This is a genomic window from Microcoleus sp. AT3-A2, from assembly GCF_036705685.1.
GTDB lineage: Bacteria > Cyanobacteriota > Cyanobacteriia > Cyanobacteriales > Microcoleaceae > Microcoleus.
The window spans coordinates 1-24,100 of record NZ_JAUBVF010000062.1; the positions used below are offsets into that span (position 1 = coordinate 1).

Annotated in this window: 15 protein-coding genes; 9 read left to right on the plus strand and 6 right to left on the minus strand. The window is 44.6% G+C overall.

Annotated elements, in window-relative coordinates; genetic code table 11:
• Positions 1–207: 207 nt before the first annotated feature.
• Complete coding sequence (locus tag QUB37_RS24275; RefSeq protein WP_333167045.1) at positions 208–1,056, minus strand: VOC family protein; 849 nt, start codon at positions 1,054–1,056, stop codon at positions 208–210.
• Between the two features lie 315 nt (positions 1,057–1,371).
• On the opposite strand from QUB37_RS24275, the gene topA reads away from it, so the two are divergent.
• From topA to QUB37_RS24290, 3 genes are all read left to right on the plus strand, one after another.
• On the plus strand, positions 1,372–4,137 hold the full coding sequence (gene topA, locus QUB37_RS24280) for a type I DNA topoisomerase (protein ID WP_333167047.1): 2,766 nt from the start codon (positions 1,372–1,374) through the stop codon (positions 4,135–4,137).
• 278 nt (positions 4,138–4,415) lie between these two features.
• Entirely contained in the window at positions 4,416–6,239 is a 1,824-nt protein-coding gene (locus QUB37_RS24285; protein WP_333167049.1) for an AAA family ATPase, read from the plus strand.
• Positions 6,226–6,399 carry a hypothetical protein gene (locus tag QUB37_RS24290; RefSeq protein WP_333167051.1) on the plus strand — a complete coding sequence of 58 codons (174 nt, stop codon included), beginning with the start codon at positions 6,226–6,228 and terminating at the stop codon, positions 6,397–6,399. Before QUB37_RS24285 ends, QUB37_RS24290 begins: the two co-directional genes overlap by 14 nt.
• Here the strand turns inward: QUB37_RS24290 and QUB37_RS24295 are convergent.
• Positions 6,359–6,787, minus strand: coding sequence for an HNH endonuclease signature motif containing protein (locus QUB37_RS24295; RefSeq protein ID WP_333167053.1), 429 nt, complete (start codon positions 6,785–6,787; stop codon positions 6,359–6,361). The two genes, QUB37_RS24290 and QUB37_RS24295, sit on opposite strands and share 41 nt — an antisense overlap.
• Positions 6,788–6,792: 5 nt before the next feature.
• Positions 6,793–7,164 (minus strand): hypothetical protein, encoded by a 372-nt coding sequence (locus QUB37_RS24300; protein WP_333167055.1) that lies wholly within the window; start codon positions 7,162–7,164, stop codon positions 6,793–6,795.
• A 541-nt stretch (positions 7,165–7,705) separates the two neighbouring features.
• Between QUB37_RS24300 and QUB37_RS24305 the strand changes: the two genes are divergently transcribed.
• The 5 genes from QUB37_RS24305 (at position 7,706) to QUB37_RS24325 (ending at position 13,950) form a co-directional block, all read left to right on the plus strand.
• On the plus strand, positions 7,706–7,954 hold the full coding sequence (locus QUB37_RS24305) for a hypothetical protein (RefSeq protein WP_333167058.1): 249 nt from the start codon (positions 7,706–7,708) through the stop codon (positions 7,952–7,954).
• 536 nt (positions 7,955–8,490) lie between these two features.
• A complete protein-coding gene (locus QUB37_RS24310; protein WP_333167060.1) occupies positions 8,491–9,780 on the plus strand; it encodes an AAA family ATPase in 1,290 nt (429 codons plus the stop codon).
• A gap of 7 nt (positions 9,781–9,787) precedes the next feature.
• Complete coding sequence (locus QUB37_RS24315; protein WP_333167062.1) at positions 9,788–10,222, plus strand: hypothetical protein; 435 nt, start codon at positions 9,788–9,790, stop codon at positions 10,220–10,222.
• A 468-nt stretch (positions 10,223–10,690) separates the two neighbouring features.
• Positions 10,691–13,165: a phosphoketolase family protein gene (locus QUB37_RS24320; RefSeq protein WP_333167064.1), complete on the plus strand. Its 2,475-nt coding sequence runs from the start codon at positions 10,691–10,693 to the stop codon at positions 13,163–13,165.
• Between the two features lie 146 nt (positions 13,166–13,311).
• Positions 13,312–13,950 (plus strand): histidine phosphatase family protein, encoded by a 639-nt coding sequence (locus QUB37_RS24325; RefSeq protein WP_333167066.1) that lies wholly within the window; start codon positions 13,312–13,314, stop codon positions 13,948–13,950.
• Positions 13,951–13,995: 45 nt separating this feature from the next.
• Here the strand turns inward: QUB37_RS24325 and psaK are convergent, their stop codons facing one another.
• The gene (gene psaK, locus QUB37_RS24330) at positions 13,996–14,256 is read right to left on the minus strand and encodes a photosystem I reaction center subunit PsaK (protein ID WP_333167067.1); all 261 of its coding nucleotides are present in this window, start codon (positions 14,254–14,256) and stop codon (positions 13,996–13,998) included.
• Between the two features lie 228 nt (positions 14,257–14,484).
• Here psaK and QUB37_RS24335 point away from each other — a divergent pair, with 228 nt between their 5' ends.
• Entirely contained in the window at positions 14,485–15,696 is a 1,212-nt protein-coding gene (locus QUB37_RS24335) for an acetate kinase (RefSeq protein ID WP_333167070.1), read from the plus strand.
• A gap of 236 nt (positions 15,697–15,932) precedes the next feature.
• Here QUB37_RS24335 and QUB37_RS24340 read toward each other — a convergent pair whose 3' ends face one another.
• On the minus strand, positions 15,933–18,158 hold the full coding sequence (locus QUB37_RS24340) for an ATP-binding protein (RefSeq protein WP_333167072.1): 2,226 nt from the start codon (positions 18,156–18,158) through the stop codon (positions 15,933–15,935).
• 320 nt (positions 18,159–18,478) lie between these two features.
• Positions 18,479–23,992: an AAA family ATPase gene (locus tag QUB37_RS24345; protein ID WP_333167074.1), complete on the minus strand. Its 5,514-nt coding sequence runs from the start codon at positions 23,990–23,992 to the stop codon at positions 18,479–18,481.
• Between the last annotated feature and the right edge of the window lie 108 nt (positions 23,993–24,100).

The window sequence follows — 24,100 nt, forward strand, 5'->3', positions numbered from 1 at the left end:
AAAGCCTTTTAAGTGGACATATAAGGGTAAAGTCTTGGCGGCCTAATAGTCTGTGTATTTACGCCGAGCTGTACTAGTTTACTCAGCAAACTTGGTAAATTCTCAATGGCCTCTAATGTTCCTGAACTTGTCAGTCCGCATTCTGTACGATCGATCGCAGCTCGTTCGATACTGAAGCCATATTATTAATTGTTTTACGGCTTGAGATTACCAACTGATAATAAGCGGCAATCCTGGCCGAAAATCTACCTGTTGTCCCTGCACTTCTCCATCAAAACCAAGCTCCACAAAATACTCGGTTCCTATCCGTAACTTTAGCTGATTTGTTTCAAGGACTGCTTGAAGTTCAGGTGACGGATTATTGGCAGCAGGACTGACTAATTCTACACGAGTAATTTCCCGGAAACCAACACTATGATCCAAAGGCTGTGACTTATCAGCAGAGTATTGATCTGGACGTTGACTAAAGGAAATTTGGAAAAGCATGGGCTCAGTCAAAACATCACTATTTGTTCCTACTGCGATACTCATCGTTTCAGATAAATAAGGTGGACGATATGCCCAACTAGAAAATGCAACTGTGTCCTCAGAACCTTTGGCTGGACGCAAACAGATGCCAAATGGACACGCAGCATTATTCCGATTTGTCGATCGCTCCCAAAGACGAGTCAAATGAATTCGCTCCGACTTCGCCTCTTCTGGATCGTGAATCCATAACAATTCCAACATTGCGTTATGGAAAAAGAAACAGCGATTGGCTGTACCTTGTCCGCGATGAATGCGAGATCCACCCTCAACTAAACCGAATGAGGATAAACGATTAGCTTCCGAAGCACCAATATCAGTAAGGATGAAAAGATGGTCGAATTCAAATCTCATAGCATTGTTGATAGAATTGAGCGATCGCTCAATTAATTTTAATCCTCTGTGATTGCTTTTTTTGCGATCGCCACGCTGATGCTGCACAGCGTACTGTACCAAAGCCCAAAACCTATACTCAGTAAATTTTTCCCAATCTAAAATCTCAAATCTAAAATCTAAAATCGATCGCCCCAACCTTCTCCAACCTTCAAGTTACAACTAGATTGAGGAACCATCCGCCCGCATCCAGCAGTCTCAACATCCAGTTAGCGACAATTCTGCTAAAGTCAGGTCATCATCCCGTGCATCTTGTAGAGACGCGATTCGCAGCCTCTGCCCCCAAAGCAGTAAAATCCCATCACATTGTTACCTGCCACCCGATCGGCAGTAAGTTAAAAATTAAGGTAGTTTGAAAATAATCGCCCAAAGTTGAAAGAAGCCTTGACATCTGACCTACACTCTGTAATTTAGACCCTCTAGCTGCGCTGCCATCCATATTTAAAAGATGCCATGTCAACCTTAGTCATCGTCGAATCTCCCACAAAAGCCCGTACCATCCGCAACTTCCTGCCCTCCACCTACCGTGTAGAGGCATCGATGGGCCATGTCCGCGACCTACCATCCTCCGCCGAAGAAATACCAGAAGCGGTTAAAGGAGAAAAATGGGCGCAACTCGGCGTAAACGTGGAGGCAGACTTTGAACCCCTCTACGTCATCCCGAAAGATAAAAAGAAAATTGTTAAAGAACTCAAAGACGCCCTCAAAGACGCCACAGAACTGATTCTAGCCACTGACGAAGACCGGGAAGGCGAAAGCATTTCCTGGCATTTGCTGCAAATCCTCAAACCCAAAGTGCCCATCAAGCGGATGGTGTTTCACGAAATCACCCGCGAAGCTATCCGCGATGCTTTGACTCACTGCCGCGATATCGACAATCGAGTTGTACAAGCCCAAGAAACTCGCCGAATTCTAGACAGACTCGTCGGTTACACACTCTCTCCGCTACTGTGGAAAAAAATTGCTTGGGGTTTGTCGGCCGGTAGAGTGCAGTCAGTCGCAGTCAGGCTTTTGGTGCGCCGAGAACGGGAACGCCGCGCTTTCCGCCAAGGTAGTTACTGGGATTTAAAAGCCCTTTTGGAAAAGGGCAAGATTTCTTTTGATGCCAAACTCGTGACTGTCGGCAATGTAAAAGTTGCAAATGGCAGCGATTTTGATGAAAATACCGGGCAAATTATCGCAGGCCGGCGTGTACTTTTGCTGAACGAAGAACAGGCGCGGGCTTTACTCTCACGCATTCAAAACAAACCTTGGACTGTCGGGAATATTGAAGAACGGCCAGTCACCCGGAAACCCTCGCCGCCGTTTACGACCTCGACTTTGCAGCAGGAAGCTAACCGCAAACTGAGGCTGGGTGCGCGGGAAACTATGCGGATTGCCCAAAGTCTGTACGAACGCGGTTTTATCACCTATATGCGGACGGATTCGGTGCATTTGTCCGAACAGGCGATCACAGCGGCGCGCAGTTGCGTGCAAGAACTTTACGGCAGCGAATACCTCAGCCCCCAACCGCGCAAATACACGACGAAAAGCAAAGGCGCCCAGGAAGCCCACGAAGCTATCCGTCCAGCAGGCAGCACTTTTCGGACTCCGCAGCAAACGGGATTGGATGGGATTGATTTCCGCCTCTATGATTTGATTTGGAAGCGGACAGTCGCTTCTCAAATGGCCGATTCCCGCCAAACTCACGTCACTGTATTAACTCAGGTAGAAGATGCCGGTTTCCGTTCCAGCGGCAAACGCATTGATTTTCCAGGCTTTTTGCGGGCCTACGTGGAAGGTTCCGACGATCCGAATGCGGCGTTGGAAGACCAAGAGGTGATTTTGCCGGCGCTGAAGGTGGGGGATAAACCTAATTGTAAGGATTTAGAGGCAGTTGGCCACGAAACTCAACCTCCCGCCCGCTACACGGAAGCTTCTCTGGTGAAAATGCTGGAAAGCGAAGGTGTGGGCCGTCCGAGTACCTATGCGAGTATTATCGGTACAATTGTCGATCGGGGATATGCCAAATTAATAGCTAATGCCCTAATTCCGACATTCACCGCTTTCGCCGTCACCACTTTATTGGAAACACATTTTCCTGATTTAGTAGACACCGGTTTTACTTCCCGAATGGAACAAACCCTCGATGAAATTGCCACCGGCGAGGCGAAATGGCTGCCGTATTTGCAAAAGTTTTATACAGGGGAAACCGGACTCGCAACCCAAGTCAAAGAACAGGAAAGCCAGATTGATGCGAAAGTTGCCCGAACTGTGGTGTTGGAGAATCTCACCGCCAAAGTTTGCATCGGCAAATTCGGCGCATATCTGGAATCGGAAAGCGAAGAAGGCGTCGTAAAAGCATCGATTCCCCAAGATTTGACCCCGGCAGATTTAGATCCGGAACAAGTGGAGTTTCTGTTAAAGCAAAAAACGGAAGGCCCGGAAAAATTGGGACTCCACCCGGAAACCGGGGAACCGATTTATGTGCTGATTGGCAGTTATGGGCCATACGTTCAGTTAGGGGAAGTTTCGGAAACGAACAAGAAACCGAAGCGGGCTTCTTTACCGAAGGGGACGGATAAGGATAGCGTGACGCTGGATATGGCGGTGAGTTTGTTGACTTTACCTCGGTTGTTGGGCACTCACCCGGAGACGGGGGCGAAGGTGCAAGCTAATTTGGGGATGTACGGGCCTTATGTGGTGCATGACCAGGGTAAGGTGGGGAAAGATTATCGATCGATCAAGCCGCCGGATGATGTTTTGACGATCGAGCTCGATCGGGCTTTAGAGTTATTATCGCAGCCGAAAGCCGCCCGCGGCAGCAGCAAAACAGCTAAACCTTTGAAGGAATTGGGCGCGCATCCAGAATCGGGAGAACTTATCAATGTTTACGACGGCCGTTATGGGCCCTACGTCAAACACGGCGATATCAATGCTTCTTTGGCTAAGGATGAATCTGTGGAGAATTTCACCTTACAAAAAGCACTGGATTTGTTAGCAGCGAAGGAAGCAGCGGGCGGCGGAAAATCTAGTAGCAAGTCGAAGAAGTCAACCAAGACTGCGGCGGCGAAATCGGAAACTGCGGCGAAGAAAACAACTACTGCGAAGAAAACCACTGCGGCGAAGTCAGAAACTGCGGCGAAGAAAACCACTGCTAAAAAGACGGAGACTGCGGCGAAGAAAACCACTGCTAAAAAGACGGCGACTGCGACAACAGCCAAGAAAACAACTAAGTAAAATTAGTTGAGTTTTCTGTCATCCCATAAACCCGGTAGGCACGGGGGCATCGCCCCAAGTGCGATCGGGTTTCTTTGTTGTTAAAATATTTGACCAACGTAGGTTTGTAGTAAAGACTTCAGTCCTTCAAATTGGGTTTTAATGTAGTAGAGCGATCGAATTTACATCTCATACAGTTACAAGCTATCAGAATAATTGCTTAAATACAAGTACAAGTTTATGCAAAGACAGATATAATATTAATGTGTCCCAAATTCCTTAAAGCTTAAATATTTAAGATGTATCTCCGCAAATGTTTCATTGAAAATGTTGGACCGATTCCTAAGTTCGATGTTGAGTTGGATTTAGATTCTTTGGGAAATCCAAAACCGGTGATTATGGTAGGTAAGAATGGAACAGGAAAGACCATTTTTTTAGCCTATGTTCTTGATGCGCTAGCAGAATTAGCGAAGAAGAAGTTTAGTGATATAGCGATAGGACAGCAGATGGGGTCTAGTCCGTTTTTAAAATTAATGAGTAGTGGAGATACCCGCTCTTTATCTGGCAGCAGCCTGGGTTTCCTAGAATTCTCAGATGCAGACAGTAAGTTTTGTTATCTAGAGAAAGTTGGTGATATCGATCTACCGAGCTACGCTATGAACCTAAGAGGTCGATTTGAGCTATTGCAAGAAAATGAAGTACCTTGTAAGTTCGTTACAGGAGATGAGAAGCAGATTGAAACTTTTTTCCGAACAGGAACAGTCTGTTTTTTTCCATCCTCTCGCAATGAGCGTCCCCATTGGTTGAATGTTAGTGCAGTAGAGGATAAACCTCTGTTTGGCAATAATCAACGGATATCAAGAATACTTGGAAAACCGCTGATTGTTGAACGGGCTGCCGAAGACAATCAGCAGTGGTTGATGGATATTTTATTTGACTCGCTCGTAGATGTACGTTTGTCATCACATACTTCGGACGCTATTTCCCAACCACAATATGACCTCCCATCCAATATGGAAGAGAAGCGTTCACTCAGGGCTGGACGAGAAAATGTTGAGTTGTTGCTTCGTTCAGTTCTTGAAGACGAAAATGTTGAAATGATTCTGAATTATCGGAATGCGGTAGATGGACGACTTAGCATCAAGTTTGGAAATGGGGTTATAGTTCCGTCATTTAGGCACCTTTCAGCAGGACAGGCTTTACTGTTTAATCTTTTTGCTACAATCATCCGCTATGCAGATCGGACAGACGCTAGCAAAAGTATTAACCTAACTGAAATTAATGGAATTGTCTTAATTGATGAAATCGATGCTCATTTACATACAGATTTGCAGTACCAAGTTCTTCCTAAGCTAGTTAAGCTATTTCCAAAAGTACAATTTATCATTACCTCACACGCACCACTTTTTCTGCTTGGTATGGAGCGTGAGTTTGGTGCTGACGGTATTCAGATTTTAGAAATGCCCACAGGTCATAAAATTAGTACCGAAAGATTTGAGGAGTTTCAGAAATCATTTGAGTTCTATCGTCAGACGCAAATCTTCGAGGATGCAGTTGAAAAACAAGTGTTAGCAACATCTAAACCTTTAGTATTAACCGAGGGACAGACAGATGTTGCTTACATCAAAAAAGCCTTGGAATTGTTAGGGCATACAGATATTCTAGAGCAATTAGAAATCGATCAGGTTGGCAAGCCAGGAAAAAACGGTGCAGAAGGTAGCGGGTGCACCCACTTGGACACGGCAGGAAAATTTCTAAAGAATAATCAAAACCGCTTTCCCCGACGAGTATTATTGCTTTACGACTGTGATACAAATAAACAGCCTGACAATGTTGGCTCTCTCTCAATTCGTTGCATACCTCAGAATACCACAAATACCAAAGCCAAAAAAGGTATTGAAAATCTTTTGCCAGTTGAATTGTTTAAAGACGATTTTTACAACGTAAACACTAAAGACACAGGAGATGGTGGGGAAAGTATCACGAAGACGTTGAACAAGAAAATCTTCTGTGAATGGGTATGTCAACGAACAGAAAAAGAAGATTTTATTCAGTTTGAAAAACTACTAGTACCAATCATTCGGGAGTTTCTTTCCGTTAAGTGCGCGGATGAAACGACTTGATGCGCGTTTGGGCGATCGATCGCCCAAACCCCATATCCCTCACCTCGCGCTGGTCTCAAATCTCCTGGATCGCAACAAAAGCGATATGTGCGATCGACCATTTGTGACCCTCAAACCTTTTAAGGAGAAATGTCTGTGGGCGGATGCCATCCAGCACTAACCCACTGACGCCTGACAGTAACAGCAATAGGATTGTTTAGTTGTAGTGCTGTTACTGTGGCGCGGCCGCAATCGGTAAGTCCAATAATTTCTGTAGCGTCTTCACTCCAAGCAAAATTTTGTGACCATTGTTGAGTGCGCGGATTAAACAACTTAACGTGCTTTTGCGTGACCGGATCTAATGCGTCAGTTTGGGTTCCTTTGTAATTATTGCATAGACTACAAGCCAGCCAGAGATTTTCTTCCTCGTCAGTACCGCCAATCGCTTTAGGAATAATATGGTCAATTTCCAATATTCCCAGGACATACATTTGTAAACTGCGACAATAACCGCACCGATTTTGAGCTTGTGCGCGAACTCTGGCTCTAACTTGTTCAGAAATTGCCATTTTGATTATCCTTTCAATGGTTCGAGCAAGCCGCGCCGCACAGCTTCATTTAAGGCTTGAGCTTGTCGCAATAGTCGAGTTTCATATATGTGGATTAATGCCTGCAATTCATCGCGTTCTACAGATGCGATCGTACCGGATTGTTGGCGGTCTAGCAATTCACTCAATCGTTGTTCTTGGACTGGTTGCAGCCGGAGTTGAGTCAGAGTGATTACTTCTGAATCAGACAGTGCTGATACTGGTTTAGCGGTTGGTAAGAGAAAATTTTCCAGAGTTTCTACTAGAATCTCACTCACGGTGCGGTGGCGTTGCTGCGCTAGCAATTCTGCTTGGTGATAGACTTCATCTGGCAAATTTAGGGTGATTTGGGCGGTCATAGGTGCAAAGCTATGAAACTAATATTCATATTATGCCATATTTTACTTTTAGTATTAGACATCTGCCAAAAAGAAATGAAGAAGGATCTCGCTTGCTAAAAATACGGCGACAGCGACAAAGAAGAAAAACAAGTGAAATTAGTTTAGTTTTCACTCATCCCGAAACCCGGTTTATTAAAAAAACCGAGTTTCTTTATTTATAAAATATTAGCCAAGCTGGCAAAAGTTGGTTTGTACTTCCGTCCTTAAAATTCTCTTCGGTTCTCTTCCTTTGTCTCATAAACGTCTGCGCGGTTCGATCGCCCTTATTCTTTTTGAGACATCTCAACTCAAACGCTTGTCAGGGCTCGCTTTTGGGCTTACTTGTCACCCGTCAGCAAAATCATCCTATTTACTTATTGACAATTGCTCTTCTCTCTTGAATTGTCAGGGAACGAACATATAAGGTTAAAAATTGTATCATAAGCAACAGAAAGTACCGAATGCTTTATGTAGTGCTCTACAATGGAGAAAAGAAACAAGATTAAGAGGCGCGATCGCTATGGGTATCAATGAAAACCTAGACTGGGAAGAAGCATTTGAGTACCGAGCGGGCTTGACAGTGGAGTTGAAGTCCCAGCCAGGTGTTTTCGATACGATCGCTTACTATGAAGTAATGATGGTACCGCCCATCTGGTTAGAAAATGACCCCCGTCCCCGCTATCCTCACGAACTGCGAGTCGTTTCCCAGCAGCCAACTGTGTCCAATGTTTGCCGGATTTCAGAGAGTCCTGTTTTAGTCGCCTCCTAAGTTTTTTCAGCCGGAAATATTGGCGATGGCATCTAGCCAGCAATCAAACCGATGCAGTGATTTTCGGATTGAGATTGCTTGAGTTTACTTTGTAGCATCTGCTAAGTAGTCGTAGGATGCGCCGCCATAAACAACCCCTAACGCAGCATATCGACAATCTCACAGAGCCGCACCTGTGCGATCGAGAGCCGATGTAAATAAACCCAACACTTATTTTCTAGCCAAACTTTGTAAAAATGGTATTATTTTAGGGTTTCGGTAATTCCTTTCCCTATCACTAACCGCACGTTGGTCTAAAATCTCCTCAGCGACCAGAAAGGCGATATGGGCGATCGACTTTCACGAAAAAACTGCGGTAATCCCAAAGTATATTGGTACAAATCGTAGAAATCCATCTTGATATTAATGAGAGTTGTTTAAAGTTTTTCCTAGGGTGACTAATTCGGTTTATTAACACAAATGTGACAACTTTAACCATAAAAATTAAATTTGTATGTTAAGATGATAGAAGCCCTTACCATACTTGATTCCCAATTATGGCTGAAAAATTAATAATTAGAAACTTTTGTGGTATCCAAAATTTAGAAATTCAAATCAAACGAATAAATATACTTATTGGTCCTCAAGCCAGCGGTAAGAGTGTTTGCGCTAAACTCCTTTTTTATTTTAAGAACTTCGTATGGGAAATTTTATCGGTTGTAAAGAATGAGCAGACAAAACGCAATCTAGATTCAAACTATTCCAAGACGTTTGAGGAATATTTTCCTCCTGATTGTTGGGGAAAACAAGATTTTTTTATCAGGTATGAAATTTCCAATGTTTTTATAGAAGTTAGGAGAAAACAGGATACCAAAGGTAGAATTTCCCTCAGCTATTCAGATTTTTTCAAGAAAGAATTGGCCGACCTACGCAATTTACTCAAAAAAACCAGAGAGAAAGGCTCTGAAATAGCTCCTAGTTTTGATATTATTTATACTTTATTTTTATCCCAAAACATTTTAAAAGAACACTTAGTAGAAAGTTTAGGCAGATCCATTGGTCGAGAGGCAGCCTTCAATCAGCTTTTTATTCCTGCTGGCCGCTCATTTTTCTCTAATCTTCAGAGCAATATTTTTTCTATTCTGTCAAGCAATAATACCTTAGATCCATTTCTAAGATCCTTTGGCTCAACATACGAAGGGATAAAAAATTTGGGTATACAATATGAAGTTGATGTTGAAGATAAATATACAAAAGATATACTAGAGGAAATAAACAGGCTAATAGAGCAGTCTTTATGTGGTAAGCACATACACGAAAAAGGCAAAGATTTTCTGGAGGTGGCAGATGGAAGACGTATTAGTATTGCGAACTCATCTTCGGGTCAACAGGAAACATTGCCTCTGACAATTATGCTAGCTGCACTACCTTTACTAGCTTCCCCTCCAGTCGGTCAGACAGTGTATATTGAGGAGCCGGAAGCGCATTTATTTCCAAGTGCACAGCGTAATATTGTCGAGTTGATCGCTACTGTCTTTAATTCTCGCCCAGAGCAACTTCAATTCTTTATCACTACCCATAGTCCCTATGTCCTGACAGCACTTAATAATCTACTCCAGGCTGGGCTTCTTTATGAAGAGTCCAGCGAAGATATACAACATCAACTAGAAAAGATTGTATCTAGATACAAATCATTAGATGTTGACGATCTCTCAGCCTATGTTTTGAGCGATGGAAAATGCCAGAGTATTATGTGTCCTGATACTGGGTTGATTGACGCGCGAGTAATTGATTCTGTTTCTGATGAACTAGCTATTGAATTCGATCAACTTCTCAACTTAGTTTGAATCGTATATGAAAAGTCTTCCAGAGTGTGAGGAACATAGATCCGACACCAAGATTGTCTTGCAGGAAAACAAAAGTAAAATAACGTTCCTCAACCCGAATCAAGACGAAATATTAATAATTAAGGTTGATGGCTGCGTTATTAGTGACAATGAGACTTTGCGTTGCGACTACGCACTCATTCCTTCTGATGCAGTAGAAATATATGTAGAGTTGAAAGGAAGCGATATTGCACAGGCGGTTAAACAAATAGAATCAACTATTAAATTACTTTCGGAAAATCCCCAAAAGATTAAGAAGCTATGTTTTGTCGTGTCTACACGAGTGCCAAAACAGACAACAAGTATACAACAGCTACAAAGTCTGTTTAAGAAAAAATTTAATGCTAGTTTCCGAATCAAGAATATTCAAGATGAGTATGATTTAAGTACCTCCATAAGCTAAGCTAACGAGAACTTTGATATGACGAACATACAAAACTTTAGCAGAAAAGGAGTCAGCGGACAATTCGCCTGCATAAATAAAATTTAATTCACATATAAATCATTACGAGTTCTACCTTGAGAAGTATCTTTTTGGGGACTTGCACAACACATCCCACCACTCGCAACATATACTACGGCTCAGTGCGGAGTGTACAGCCTACCAAAAATCTTGTGTAAATCCTATTATGTATTACTGAATCCCTTGATCCCCGCAAGTAGCCCGCTTTATTGCATCAAAGTCGTGCGATATTTAGCTATAAATTAACATTAATTTAAACTTTGATGGAGGCATAAACAAGCTAGAATTCAATAGTTTGCGTGGAAGACATGGAGTTTAAATACAAAATGTCACAAATAACAAATTAATATCGATCGCACTTCTCGATCGCACTTTACAAAACAAGCACAACTTAGGAGTCAATCGCTGATGATGCTAGGAACAACCGAGATCCCGCAATTAAAGCCGCTTTCCGACTCAGAACTACATAAAATGAACGCCTACTGGCGGGCGGCAAACTACCTATCCGTCGGACAAATCTATCTCCTCGACAACCCCCTACTCAAAGAACCCCTCAAAATCGAACACGTCAAACCGAGACTCCTCGGACATTGGGGCACCACTCCAGGCCTCAACTTCATCTACGTTCACCTCAACCGGATCATCAAAGCCCAAGACCTCAACACCATCTACATCGCAGGCCCTGGACACGGCGGGCCGGGCTTGGTCGCCAACACCTATCTCGAAGGCACTTATACCGAATATTACTCGAACATTTCCCAAGATGAAGAGGGTATCCAGCGGCTGTTCAAACAATTCTCCTTTCCCGGCGGTATCCCCAGCCACGTCGCCCCGGAAACCCCCGGTTCGATTCACGAAGGCGGCGAACTCGGCTACGCCCTCGTCCACGCTTACGGGGCGGCCTTCGACAATCCCGATTTGATTGTGGCGGCAGTTGTCGGCGACGGGGAAGCGGAAACTGGCCCGCTGGCTGCTAGCTGGCACTCTAACAAGTTTCTCAACCCGGTTCGGGACGGGGCCGTGTTGCCGATTTTGCACTTGAACGGCTACAAAATTGCCAATCCAACCGTGTTGGCCCGCATTCCGCGCGAGGAATTGGAAAGTTTGATGGTCGGTTATGGCTACAAACCTTATTGGGTGGAAGGTTCAGACCCGGAAACGATGCACCAGTTGATGGCTGCAACTCTCGATACCGCGATCGGCGAAATTAAGGCGATTCAGGAAAAAGCCCGGACGGAGGGCTATTCCGGCCGTCCCCAGTGGCCGATGATTGTGATGAAAACTCCCAAAGGCTGGACGGGGCCGAAGGAAGTTGACGGTAAGAAAACTGAGGATTATTGGCGATCGCACCAAGTCCCACTTTCGGAAATGGCTTCTAAGCCGGGACACGTCCAACTGCTGGAAGATTGGATGAAAAGCTATAAGCCGGAAGAACTCTTCGACGAAAAGGGCAAGTTAATTCCCGAATTGGCGGAACTCGCGCCCAAGGGATCTCGGCGGATGGGGGCAAATCCCCACGCTAACGGCGGCCTGCTGCTGCGAGACTTGAAAATGCCAGAATTTGAAGACTATGCCGTTGACGTGCAAAAACCGGGCACTGTAATGGCAGAAGCAACCCGCGTTTCCGGCCGCTTCCTGCGAGAGGTGATGACACTGAATCAGGAAAACGCGAATTTCCGCATTGTCGGGCCTGACGAGACGGCCTCAAACCGCCTCGATCCGGTGTTTGAAGTGACGGACCGGGTGTGGGCGGGGGAAATTTTGCCGGAAGACGACCACATTTCCCCCGACGGCCGGGTGATGGAAGTCCTCAGCGAACATCTATGTCAGGGATGGCTGGAAGGCTATTTGCTGACGGGACGCCACGGCTTTTTCTCTTGTTACGAGGCGTTTATTCACATTATCGATTCGATGTTCAACCAACACGCCAAGTGGTTGAAAACTACTAACGATATTCCTTGGCGCCGACCGATCGCCTCTCTCAACTACCTGCTAACTTCTCACGTTTGGCGGCAAGACCACAACGGTTTTTCTCACCAAGATCCGGGTTTTATCGACCACGTAATTAACAAGAAAGCGGAAGTTGTGCGGATTTATTTGCCGCCTGATGCGAATACTTTGCTGTCAGTAACGGATCACTGTCTCCGCAGCCGCCACTATGTCAACGTGATTATTGCAGGGAAGCAGCCGGCATTGCAGTATTTGGATATGGATGCTGCGATTAAACACTGTACGGCCGGCATCGGTATTTGGGAGTGGGCTAGCAACGATAAAGGTGGCGAACCGGATGTGGTGATGGCTTGCGCGGGTGATGTTCCGACGCTGGAAACTTTGGCTGCTGTTGACATTCTCCGCCGAGATTATCCGGATTTAAAAGTGCGGGTGGTTAATGTGGTGGATTTGATGACTCTTCAGCCTTCGACAGAACATCCCCACGGTTTGTCTGACAAGGATTTTGATAGTTTGTTCACGAAAGATAAGCCTGTGATTTTTGCTTTTCACGGCTATCCTTGGCTGATTCACCGATTGGCTTACCGCCGGACGAATCACTCGAATATTCACGTTCGGGGTTACAAGGAAGAGGGTACGACTACGACGCCGTTTGATATGGTGGTGGTTAATGACCTCGATCGATTCCATTTAGTTGGAGATGTACTCGATCGCGTTCCGAAACTGAGTTCTGTAGCAGCTTACGGCAAACAAGCTATCCGTGACAAGCTGATCGAGCACACGCAGTATATCACCAAGCACGGCGATGATATGCCGGAAATCCGCGACTGGAAGTGGCCGCACGCGGGCCCGGTTTCGCCGGAACCGCCGCAGGAAACGAAAGATCCGGCGGCGACTGCACAACAAACTGTGCGATCGGGTGCGCCTGGATAGCGATATTCTGGGTAGGGACACGGCAATGCCGTGTCCGGCACACGATCGGGGATTAGGACACCGCATTCCCTTGTCCCTACAGGCGATCTTCCTCTGCGGTTAGTTCAATAGAAGTCTCTTTCAACAATCAAATAAAAGTGGTATATATGAGCTTAAAAATCTACTTTGTCCGACACGGTGAAACGACTTACAGCAAGACTGGCGGTTTCTGCGGCCATATCGATCCAGAATTAACGCCCGCAGGTTCTCAAATGGCAGAACAGTTTGCCGCCACTTACGCAAAATTGCCCTGGGAGGCTGTTTATGTCAGTCCGATGAAACGCACAATTGCTACTGCAAAACCTTTGTGCGATGCTGTGGGAATTGAAATGCAGCTTCGCGACGGACTGAGGGAAATTAATTACGGTGAGTGGGAAGGCAAAACAGTAGAAGAGGTCAAAAAAGACTATGAAGAAGATTATATTAATTGGCTGACTGAACCTGCTTGGAATGCACCGAATGGCGGCGAGACTTCCGTGGAAATTGCTAGCCGATCGTCGTTAGTTATCGCAGAAATTCAGGAAAAGTACAAGAGCGGTAATGTTTTGGTTGTCTCGCACAAGGCGACTATTAGAATTATTCTGTGCAGTCTCTTGGGGATTGATTTGGGACGTTATCGCTATCGAATTGCCGCTTTAGCAGCTTCTGTCAGTATTGTTAAGTTTGATGTTCGTGGGCCGCTGCTGGAGGTTTTGGGCGATCGATCGTACATGGATGAAACTCTGCGGAATTTACCCGGTACTTGAAATTACGGGTAGGGTGCGCGCACTGCCTACCCTGAGTGTCTGAAACTAAATCGCGCCTATGTAAGACAATCCTAAAATAGTACCTGCTCCCAAAATATGACCAAAGGCCATAGTTCCCACAACTGCACCTAAACTCAAACCGCCGAACATACTGGATGAGGGCATTGCTGGGCCTGTGTGAGGCTTTTGGATGGTTGATTTGCCGATCGCAATAGCTAAAATATTGCAAAGAATCATAATCAAACCGATCGTGGGGCTCCACTCTACGGTTCTGGCGACAGTGGCAAGTAAAATTGGTGTAAACATCGATCGGCTCCTTAAACTTTAGTAAATGAAAATCTGCATAGAAGATATATCAAAAAAATGCAACTGTTAGCTACACATTGCATTAATAGTTAATTTTTCGACATTTTTCTTAATAATTTTCCCATGATCTCAAGACTTCTTAGTCTGTGCAGGCGGACGAAAGTTTGACAAGACGCGATTTCAATCGCCTAGCGATCGAAAGAACAAATCAACAGGACATAATAAAGCATGAAAATACTGGTGTTAAATGCGGGTTCTAGCAGTCAAAAAAGCTGTCTTTACGAGTTAAACGATGTCCTGCCCGATCGACCTTTGCAACCCCTCTGGTCAGCTCAAATTGATTGGAATCACCAGCAGGGTATCGCAGAGTTGAAAGTCAAAACAGCAAAAGGCGATCGACTTGAAGAGGAGTTTGCCTCAGACTCTCGCAAAGATGCTATTTCTCGAATGCTGGAGAGTCTTTGCAAGGGAAAAACTCAAACAATTAACGATTTAAAAGAGATTGATATTGTCGGTCACCGCGTCGTACACGGCGGACAAGATTATCAGCAAAGTACGTTAATTTCGCCGGATGTTAAAAAGGCGATCGCCCGTTTATCAGTTTTCGCCCCTGTCCACAATCCGGTTAACCTCGAAGGTATCGAAGCGATTGAAAAAATCCTCCCCAATGTGCCGCAAGTAGCAGTATTTGATACAGCTTTTCACGCACAATTGCCGCCCGCAGCCTTTGTTTATCCCGGCCCCTATGAATGGCTGGAAAATGGGATTCGGCGCTACGGTTTTCACGGGATTAGCCATCAATATTGCGCGCGTCGGGCCGCCGACATTCTGGGTCAAGATTTGGCAGATTTGCGGTTGATTAGCTGTCATTTGGGCAACGGATGTTCTCTGGCAGCCATTCGCGGTGGCTGGAGTGTTGACACGACGATGGGATTTACGCCTTTGGAAGGTTTAATGATGGGAAGTCGATCGGGTTCGATCGATCCAGGCATCCTCATTCATCTATTAAAACAATCCGATTTTACTGCTGAGAAACTTGATGGTATTCTCAATCGAAATTCTGGTTTAAAAGGTATTTCTGGGGTGTCTAGCGATCTGCGGCAGATAGGAGATGCGATCGCCCAAGGTAATCAGAGAGCTCAACTTGCTTTGGATATTTACATCCATCGTTTGCGTGCCGGAATTGGTGCCATGCTAGCGAGTTTAGGAGGGTTGGATGCTTTAATTTTTACGGCGGGAGTTGGGGAAAATTCTGCTGTTGTGCGGGCTGCTGCTTGCGAAGCTTTTGGATTTATCGGGTTAAAATTGGATGGGGATAAAAATCAACAGTCACCGATTGATCAAGATATTGCGACAGTGGATTCAGCGGTGAGAATTTTGGTAATTCATACACAGGAGGATTCGGAAATTGCACGAGAATGTTGGAAACTTTATCACTAATTTATTTTATTAATTCCTACAACAGCAATGCCCACTCAGCTTCGCAGAATGGTCAACAATCACGATCTGCGTCACCGAAATTTATCTAATTCATCTGCGTTAATCTGTGTTGATCTGCCCTCATCGGCGGTAAAAAAAAGAGAATGTATTCACCGCAGATGACAATGGATGGACGCGGATTTACGCAGATAAAGAGAGGTAGAGACGTTTATTCTTCCATTTTCCCTGAAACATCATTACTCTTTCAGCCCTGCTGTGGGTTGATGGTGGCGCCGATTACAAAACTTGCCTGGGGCGATCGGAATTTCAATAATAAACTCGCTCCCCTCTCCGGGTGCAGAAACGCAAGTCAATTTTCCGCCATGAGAACTGACAACAATCGAGTGAGAAATAGACAATCCCAAACCAGTTCCCGAACCCACAGGCTTAGTTGTAAAAAATGGATCGAATATCTTGTGCAGCACCTCAGTGCTTATCCCCTGCCCGCTGTCGGCAATTCTAATTATGACAGAATTCCTGTCAGTCACCTCTGTAGAAATTGTAATCGTAGGCTGTTGATGAGAGTTTTGCGGGTAATCTCTTGCTACGAGGAGAGCATCGATCGCATTGGTGAGAATATTCATAAACACCTGATTGAGTTGTCCGGCGTAGCATTCCACCAGGGGTAGAGAACCGTAGTTTTGAATCACCTCAATAGACGGTCGTTCCGGTCTATTTTTGAGGCGGTGTTGCAAAATCAGTAGGGTGCTGTTAATACCCTCATGGATATCCACTGCTTTAAAATCTGCTTCGTCCATCCGTGAAAAGTTCCGCAACGACAGGACAATTTGGCGGATGCGATCGGTACCCATTTTCATCGAAGACAGCATTTTGGGCAGGTCTTCTTGCAAGAACTCCAGGTCGATTTCTTCGGCTACGATTTGAATTTCGTCAGCAGGGTTAGGATAGTGCTGTTGATAAAGCTGCACGAACTTTAACAAATCTTGGGTGTATTGCTGTGTATGGACGAGGTTGCCGTGAATGAAGTTGACCGGGTTGTTAATTTCGTGGGCGACTCCACCAACCATTTGCCCCAAACTAGACATTTTTTCGCTATGAATTATCTGTGATTGGGTGCGTTGCAGTTCAATTAGGGCGTTTTTGAGTTCAACGGTGCGGTATTCCACCCGGTCTTCTAATTCTGCATTACTTTTTTCTAAGGCGGTAAACGATTCGCGCAGTTGTCTTGCCATGTGGTTAAAGGAGTTGGCAAGGGCATTGAGTTCTTGAATACGGCTGTTTTCTACAGCTTGGTCGAAGTTGCCAGATGTTATTGCCTCACTCGCCCGATTCAGTCGCAGAATCGGACGGGCAATCCAGCCGGAGGTGAGAACGCCCATCATACAAGCTACCCCCAATGCTGCTAAGCAGAGCAAGATTGTGGTGCGAGTATTGGCATCAATCTGTGCCATGAATTCGCTTTCTGGCACACTCACCACCACTAACCAATCCAATCCATATTGGTCGCGCCAGGGAGTGAGTTGCACATAGTAGAGTTCTCCCTGAAAATCAAGTCGGAGATCCGTGTCTTTAGAAATGGATTGAAACCCTTTGAAGCGTTGCTGGATTTGTTTGGCAATTCCCTGCACTATGGGATTGGGACTGTCGATCGCCTTCAAACGCCGAATCTCGTCTTTAACGGTGGTAAAGGGTTGTTCTTTCGCAGAATTTGCGATCAACAGCCCATTTCGTTCCATGATGAAAACCTGCCCTGAGCTACTGACATCTATATTCCGTAAGAAATCGCTCAGTTTCAACAGATGGATATCGACTCCAACCATTCCTAGCAAGCGATTATTTGTGTCATAGATGGGGCGACCCGCCGAGGCAACAATATAAGGATGACCGGGATAATTCCAGGTATAGATCCGCGACCAAATAGGTTTACCTGCTTTCACGGGTTCGGCGTACCAGGGTTCAGTAAAGCTACTCCAATTAGTTACACTAACGATACGGGTACGATTACCCCGGTCATCGGTGGCGTAGGTTTGGAGATTGTTTAGAGGTTTAGGACTCCAATCATCGATCACGACGTTTTTGCCGTCGTAGCGTGCGGCTCCGGCCCCATAACCAGTCGTCAGTCCGATGCCGATGTAAGTCAGGTCATAGGCCTGCATTTGGTGCCAGAAATACTTACCGACGGTTTGGCGATCGCGCACATCTAGCAATCCCATCCGAATCGCATCGGCGTTAATCCGAATCACTTGATGCGGAATAGATAAATAAGCATTCAGATGTTGATTCACCGTACTGCTGGTTCGATCCATCAACCGATCCGCCAAATCGTTTACCGCTTTTTGCCCATTTTTGAACGACAAATATCCCACCAGACCGACCGCTCCAAAGATTTGCAAAACAAATGGCACGATCAGTATGAGCTGCAATCCGATCGCCTTAGTTTTGCCGAAGTGACGTATTTTCATGCTCTAAAATTACTTTTATTTGAGTATGATCTACTATCTACCGTTCGATCATGAAGATACAAACAATATTTACTTTTTTAATTAAAAATCTGACAGTTTTTATGCTTTGCCGGAGCATCCCTCGTCGTAATGAAAAGTCCTCAGTGCGGCTGCAAAAGGGCGATCGCGCTTTTGTCGAAACCAGAGCGATCGACTTTAATGCAGAGTTTTCGCCGAGCTTGAATTGCGAATTCAAAGTTTAGTAAATGCAAGGCGTGGCCGGATTGTTAAGGGTTGCTAACTGGGATTGATTTGGGGATGTTGCTTGATAGTAGGGCCGATTACAAAACTTGCCTGGGGGCGATCGGAATTTCAATAATAAACTCGCTTCCCTCTCCGGGTGCAGAAACGCAAGTCAATTTTCCGCCGTGGGAACTAACAACAATCGAATGAGAAATAGACAATCCCAAACCAGTTCCCGAACCCACGGGCTTAGTTGTAAAAAATGGATCGAATATCTTGTGCAGCACCTCAGTGCTCATTCCCGGCCCGCTGTCGGCAATTATAATGATGACAGAATTCCTGTCAGTCACCTCTGTAGAAATTGTAATCGTAGGCTGTTGATGAGAGTTTTCCGGGCAATCTCTTGCTACGAGGAGAGCATCGATCGCATTTGTCAAAATATTCATAAATACCTGATTCAACTGAGACGCATAACAAGTAATTAGGGGTAGCGTGCTGTAATTTTTAATCACCTCAATTCCCAAACGCCCGCCCTCTTTTCTCAGGCGCGGTTGCAGCAACATCACCGTACTGTCTATGCCTTGATGGATATCTACCGACTTCATTTGCGCTTCGTCGAGGCGAGAGAAATTCCGCAAGCTTAGCACAATATCTCGGATTCTTTCCGCTCCTACTTTCATGGAATCCAGCAGCTTTTGCAAATCCTCGCTCAAAAATTCCAGCTCAATTGTTTCAATTTCCTCTAAGATTTCATCAGCAGGTTCGGGATAGTGCTGCTGGTAAAGATCAATCAATTTTAGCAAGTCTTTAACGTATTCGCTAGCCGGATTAAGATTGCCGTAGATGAAACTTACAGGATTATTAATTTCGTGAGCTACACCAGCCACCATTTGCCCCAAACTAGACATCTTTTCCGTTTGGATTAATTGAGCTTGAGTTAGTTTCAACTCGCGCAAAGTTTGTTCTAAACGCTCGTTTTTTTCATTTAACTCCTGCGTCCGCTCTTGCACTTTCTGTTCAACCGAGTTGTAAAGGAGAGCATTTTCCAAAGAAATAGCAACTTGGGAAGAAAGCAACCTTAAAACTTCCAATCTGTGGGGAGTAAATGCTCCGACAGTCAAATTGTTTTCTAAATAAAGAATGCCGATCAGTTTGCCTTGATTGATGATTGGAGTACACAAAATAGATTGCAGTTTGTGTTTAGCGATGTAAGGGTCGGCTGTGAATAGTCCCTCACCCGCCGCATTGCTCAACACCAAATCCGAGCGAGTCCTTTCCACATAATTAATCACCGTCACAGGTAAATCATGATAGTCTCCAACAGGCGTAAATTGCAGCACAGCTACATCTTCAGCAAAGACTGACGCTTTAGCTGAAATCAACAGTTGACCATCTCTGACTAAAATCAGAAAACCTAATTGAGCACCCGCATTTTCTAAGGAGATTCTCATCAAAGAAGCCAGCAACTTATCGAGGACAATTTCGCTAGAAATCGCCAGAGATGCTTTCATTACCGTTGCCAAATCGAGCACTCTCGCATCGCTGCCAGTAGAAGTATGAATAGTTGTGGTAGTTTGACTGTTGTTAAAACTTCCGTTGAGCGGCGTCATTTCCCGCAACTGCGGATACTTCTGTTCTAAATCTTCTACTTTGCGAACTGCACCCCAGCGCAAGTAGCACGAGTGAGCTTCGCGCAAGTGAATTTTGGCATATTGATACTTGCCTTTACTCAACCAAAACTTAGCTGCTAGTTCATTAGCTAGCGCTTCATTTTGGACAAACTCATTGTCTTGGGCTAAATTTATAGAGAAATCGTACAGTTCTACAGCTTCTGAATCTTTTTTGGAAATTCGGGCTATTTCTGCTTGTACTAAAAGGTACTTGTGCAGAAAATTTTCTGCACAGTTGTCTGCCCAAATTTTCATCTGTTTTTGGTTTTCCTCTAACTTTTCCAAGTATTCCTTTTGCTTGTCTTCTGAAACATTTGGGAAAACGGCGGCTAAAGTTAGAGAAAAGAAAAAATTCCATTCGGTAGCGGGTATCGCTCCGGTAATAAAAGATAGCTGTTTTTCTACTTCAAAAGCTAGTTGTAGCGCTTCGTTGAAGTTGCCATACCAGTACATTACCTGGCATTTGCGAATCTGATAAAGGCAGAGCGAGTACAAATTTTGATGAGCTTGACAGTTGTATACGTATTCAGCTTCGCTGATATCTTCGCTTTCAAATACAAACTTTTCAGGAGTTAGTTTGCTCAAGTTACGGAGGATTAACTCTACTCCTAATAATATATCGGTTACGAGCTGATTTTTGGTTTTTTGGCTGAACTGCAAATACCTGCTCGTGTCTGCCAGAATTTGCGAGATTTCTTTACCTTGAAAAAATGAGTTAGCTATGCGGTTGGACAGGATATAACCCGCATACTCTAAATCTCCTGATTCTAAAGCTGCTTGATATCCTTCATTGCTGATTGCGTGGGAATCTTTGATGTGGTTGAACCAGTAATAAAAAATACTGACCAGGGATGAACAAGCTCTGCACTTCAAGCCGATATTGCCAGATTTTTCGCTGAGATTCAGCGATAACAAGCCGAATTGATACGCAGCTTTGTAATCTCCCGAAACTGCGTTTAAAAACATACCGTAGCCAGCATAGCAAAGAGAGGCTTCGGGTACTAAACCGTATTGTAGAGAAAGATTGACTCCTTTTAAAACGCTGACTTTCCACAAGTCGGGATTTTTGAGGTACGCCGATGTCAGCAAGTTTGTAATTAATTTGACTGCAACTTTTTTGTCGGGTACAGTCATTTCGGGGGCGTCAATTAGGGAAGCTATTTCTCTACCGGCTAAAATATTTGTGGCTGTTGTAAATTCTTCGGATATGACTTTTTGTAGCCCGTCTAGCGGCAAGTCAATGCCTAGCAAGTCCAAAGCTTGGATTCCGGCTTTAACGGCTTCTTCGTACTTCGCCCGTAGGGTGTACTGCACGATCAGCAGGTTGTAAATTTCTACTTTTTCTAAGGGCGATCGCGCTTTTTCCAGAGTTATATTAATAAATTCTTCAGAATTCTCGAAATAACCGTTTAAATACTCAACATTTGCCCGCTCCATGTGCAAGGCAAAGGCTAAATCGTAGTGGGCATCCCAAATATCGGCGCTCAAACCATCCATGCCTGCGGTCAAATACTGCAAGGCAGCAACATAAGCAGTGGCATCTTTGGCTCTGCGGGCCGCGTCTAAATTTAGCGTTGCCAGTTCAATTAATTCTCGATCGTCTTTAATTAGCGATCGAGCTACATTCAAGTGATCGACTAATTCAAAGATTCTGTCAGCGCGATATTCAGCCGGGGTGTTTTCTAGGATTTGCCTGCCTATTTTCAGGTGAACTGCCTTTTTTTGCGAGTCGTCAATCAGAGCGTAAGCTGCTTGTTGTACGCGATCGTGCAAAAATTTATAATTCAGAATTAATAGCGGAAATAGCACGTAATCTAATGACTTGCTTTCCAATTCCGAAGTTGGCAGAATCAGTCCCGACTTAATCGCCGGCAACAGGTGAGAAAAAGTTTCCGAGGCTTCTTTTTCATGAATTAAAGAAAGAGTATTTAAGTCAAATTCGTTGCCCAAACAAGCCACTAAACGCAAAACTTGCTGCGTTGAACTTGGCAGTTTTCTCAATTTTTGTACCATCAAATCTACTACATTGTCAGTGATAGCGCACTGCTCAATTTGAGTCATATCCCAATGCCAGCCGCCCTTGCTCCCCGACTGGGGCGGGTGAAAAACTAGCAGGTTTTCCTGATACAATGTTTGCAGGAATTGATTGACAAAAAAAGGATTGCCGTCGGTTTTGCTGATTACCAATTCAGCTAATGGTTTGACAGATTCTCGATCGCTGTGCAAAGTCTCGGCAATCAAATGAGTTATGTTTTCCACCCCCAGTGGCGACAAAGCAATCTGATTAATGATAGCTTCCTGATTCCGCAGCGTCTCCAAAGTCATCATTAAAGGATGAGTGGGACTAACTTCATTATCCCGATAAGCACCAATTAAAAACAGATATTGCGTAGCTTCATCTGTCATCATCAATTCGATCAATTTGAGAGTAGCCGAATCAGCCCACTGCAAATCGTCGAGAAAAATGACCAGCGGATGTTCTGGCTGGCAAAATACGCGAATGAAATTTTGAAATACTAAATTAAAGCGGTTCAGAGATTCCGTCGGTCCCAATTCAGCTACAGGAGACTGAGCTCCGACAATTAGTTCAACTTCGGGAATGACATCAATAATAATTTGCCCGTTTTGACCGAAGGAACTGCGGAGTTTTTCGCGCCAAACTGCTAATTGAGCTTCGCTTTCAGTTAACAGTTGCCGCACCAATTCCGAAAAAGCGCTGACAACGGCCGAGTAAGGAATAGTTCGCTTGTACTGGTCAAACTTTCCCCAAATAAAATATCCACGTCTGCGAGTGATAGGTTTGTCTAAAATCTTCACCATTGCAGATTTGCCAATGCCGGAATAACCGGCAATCAGCATCATCTCGCTGCGGGATTTATGCTGTCCTCTCGCCAAAACTGACAAGGGAATTTCTTTTTTCGATTTGCTCTCTTTTTTGATGACAGAAATTTGAGAATTGTCGGTGCGGTAGCCTCGATTATTTGTGGCTGCTACCCGTTCAAATGCCGCTAAAAGAGTTTCAACTTCTCGCTGTCTGCCGTAAAGTTTTTGAGGGATTTGAAATTTGTCGGAAATATCTTGGCTGCCGAGAGGAAACTCAGAAACAACCCCAGAGGTTTGCCACTGAAACAGGCAGGATTCCAAATCGGCTTTTAGTCCCCAAGCACTTTGATAACGCTCCTCAGCGGTTTTTGCTAACAATTTCATCACAATATCTGAAACAGCTTTAGGAATTTCTGGGACTATTTCAGCGAGAGGTACTGGCTGTTTGGCGATGTGACAGTGAACTAACTCCATGGGATCTGTAGTGGGAAAAGGGAGTTGTCCTGCCAGGATTTCATAGAATGTCACGCCGAGGGAATAAAAGTCGGTGCGGTAATCGACTACCCGGTTCATTCTGCCGGTTTGTTCGGGCGACATATAGGCTAAAGTGCCTTCTAAAAAATTAGGGTTTTTATTGGGAATATTTTCCAGGTTGGATGCAGTTGAGATGCTAAAATCTATGAGTTTAACTTGTCCTGTAGCAGGATTAAAAACTATATTAGAGGGGTTGATATCTTTATGAATTACATTTTTTCCGTGAATTTCTCCCAAAGTTTCAGCAACTTTGATAGCCGTAGTCAGAAATCCTAAAATGGTAAATTTTTGGGAAGCCATAAATATTTTTAAAGATTCCCCGCCAAAATCTTCTAAGATCATTGCCAGACTATTTCTAACCTGTTGCAATTTATACACTTTCACAACTCCGTCCAACAGGCTTAAGTTGGCAGTGATCTCATATTCGCGCTTGTATCTATTAAGTTCTTCAGGAGTCGGATAGTCTTCTTTGATAAGTTTGATAATAACAGGTTGGTTGTTCTGCTCGTTGTGGCCGCGGTAAACCAGGGAAGTGCTGCTTTCATAAATGAGAGCGAGAACTGCAACGCCGGGAATTGCCATCATAGTTGGGTTCTCTCAAATTAGGTGTGCTTGGTCAATGTTACAGGACTGACGCGCGGCGGGCTAGAAACCCGGTTTCTTCGTTGCTAGTCGTTGACAAACCCAAGATTT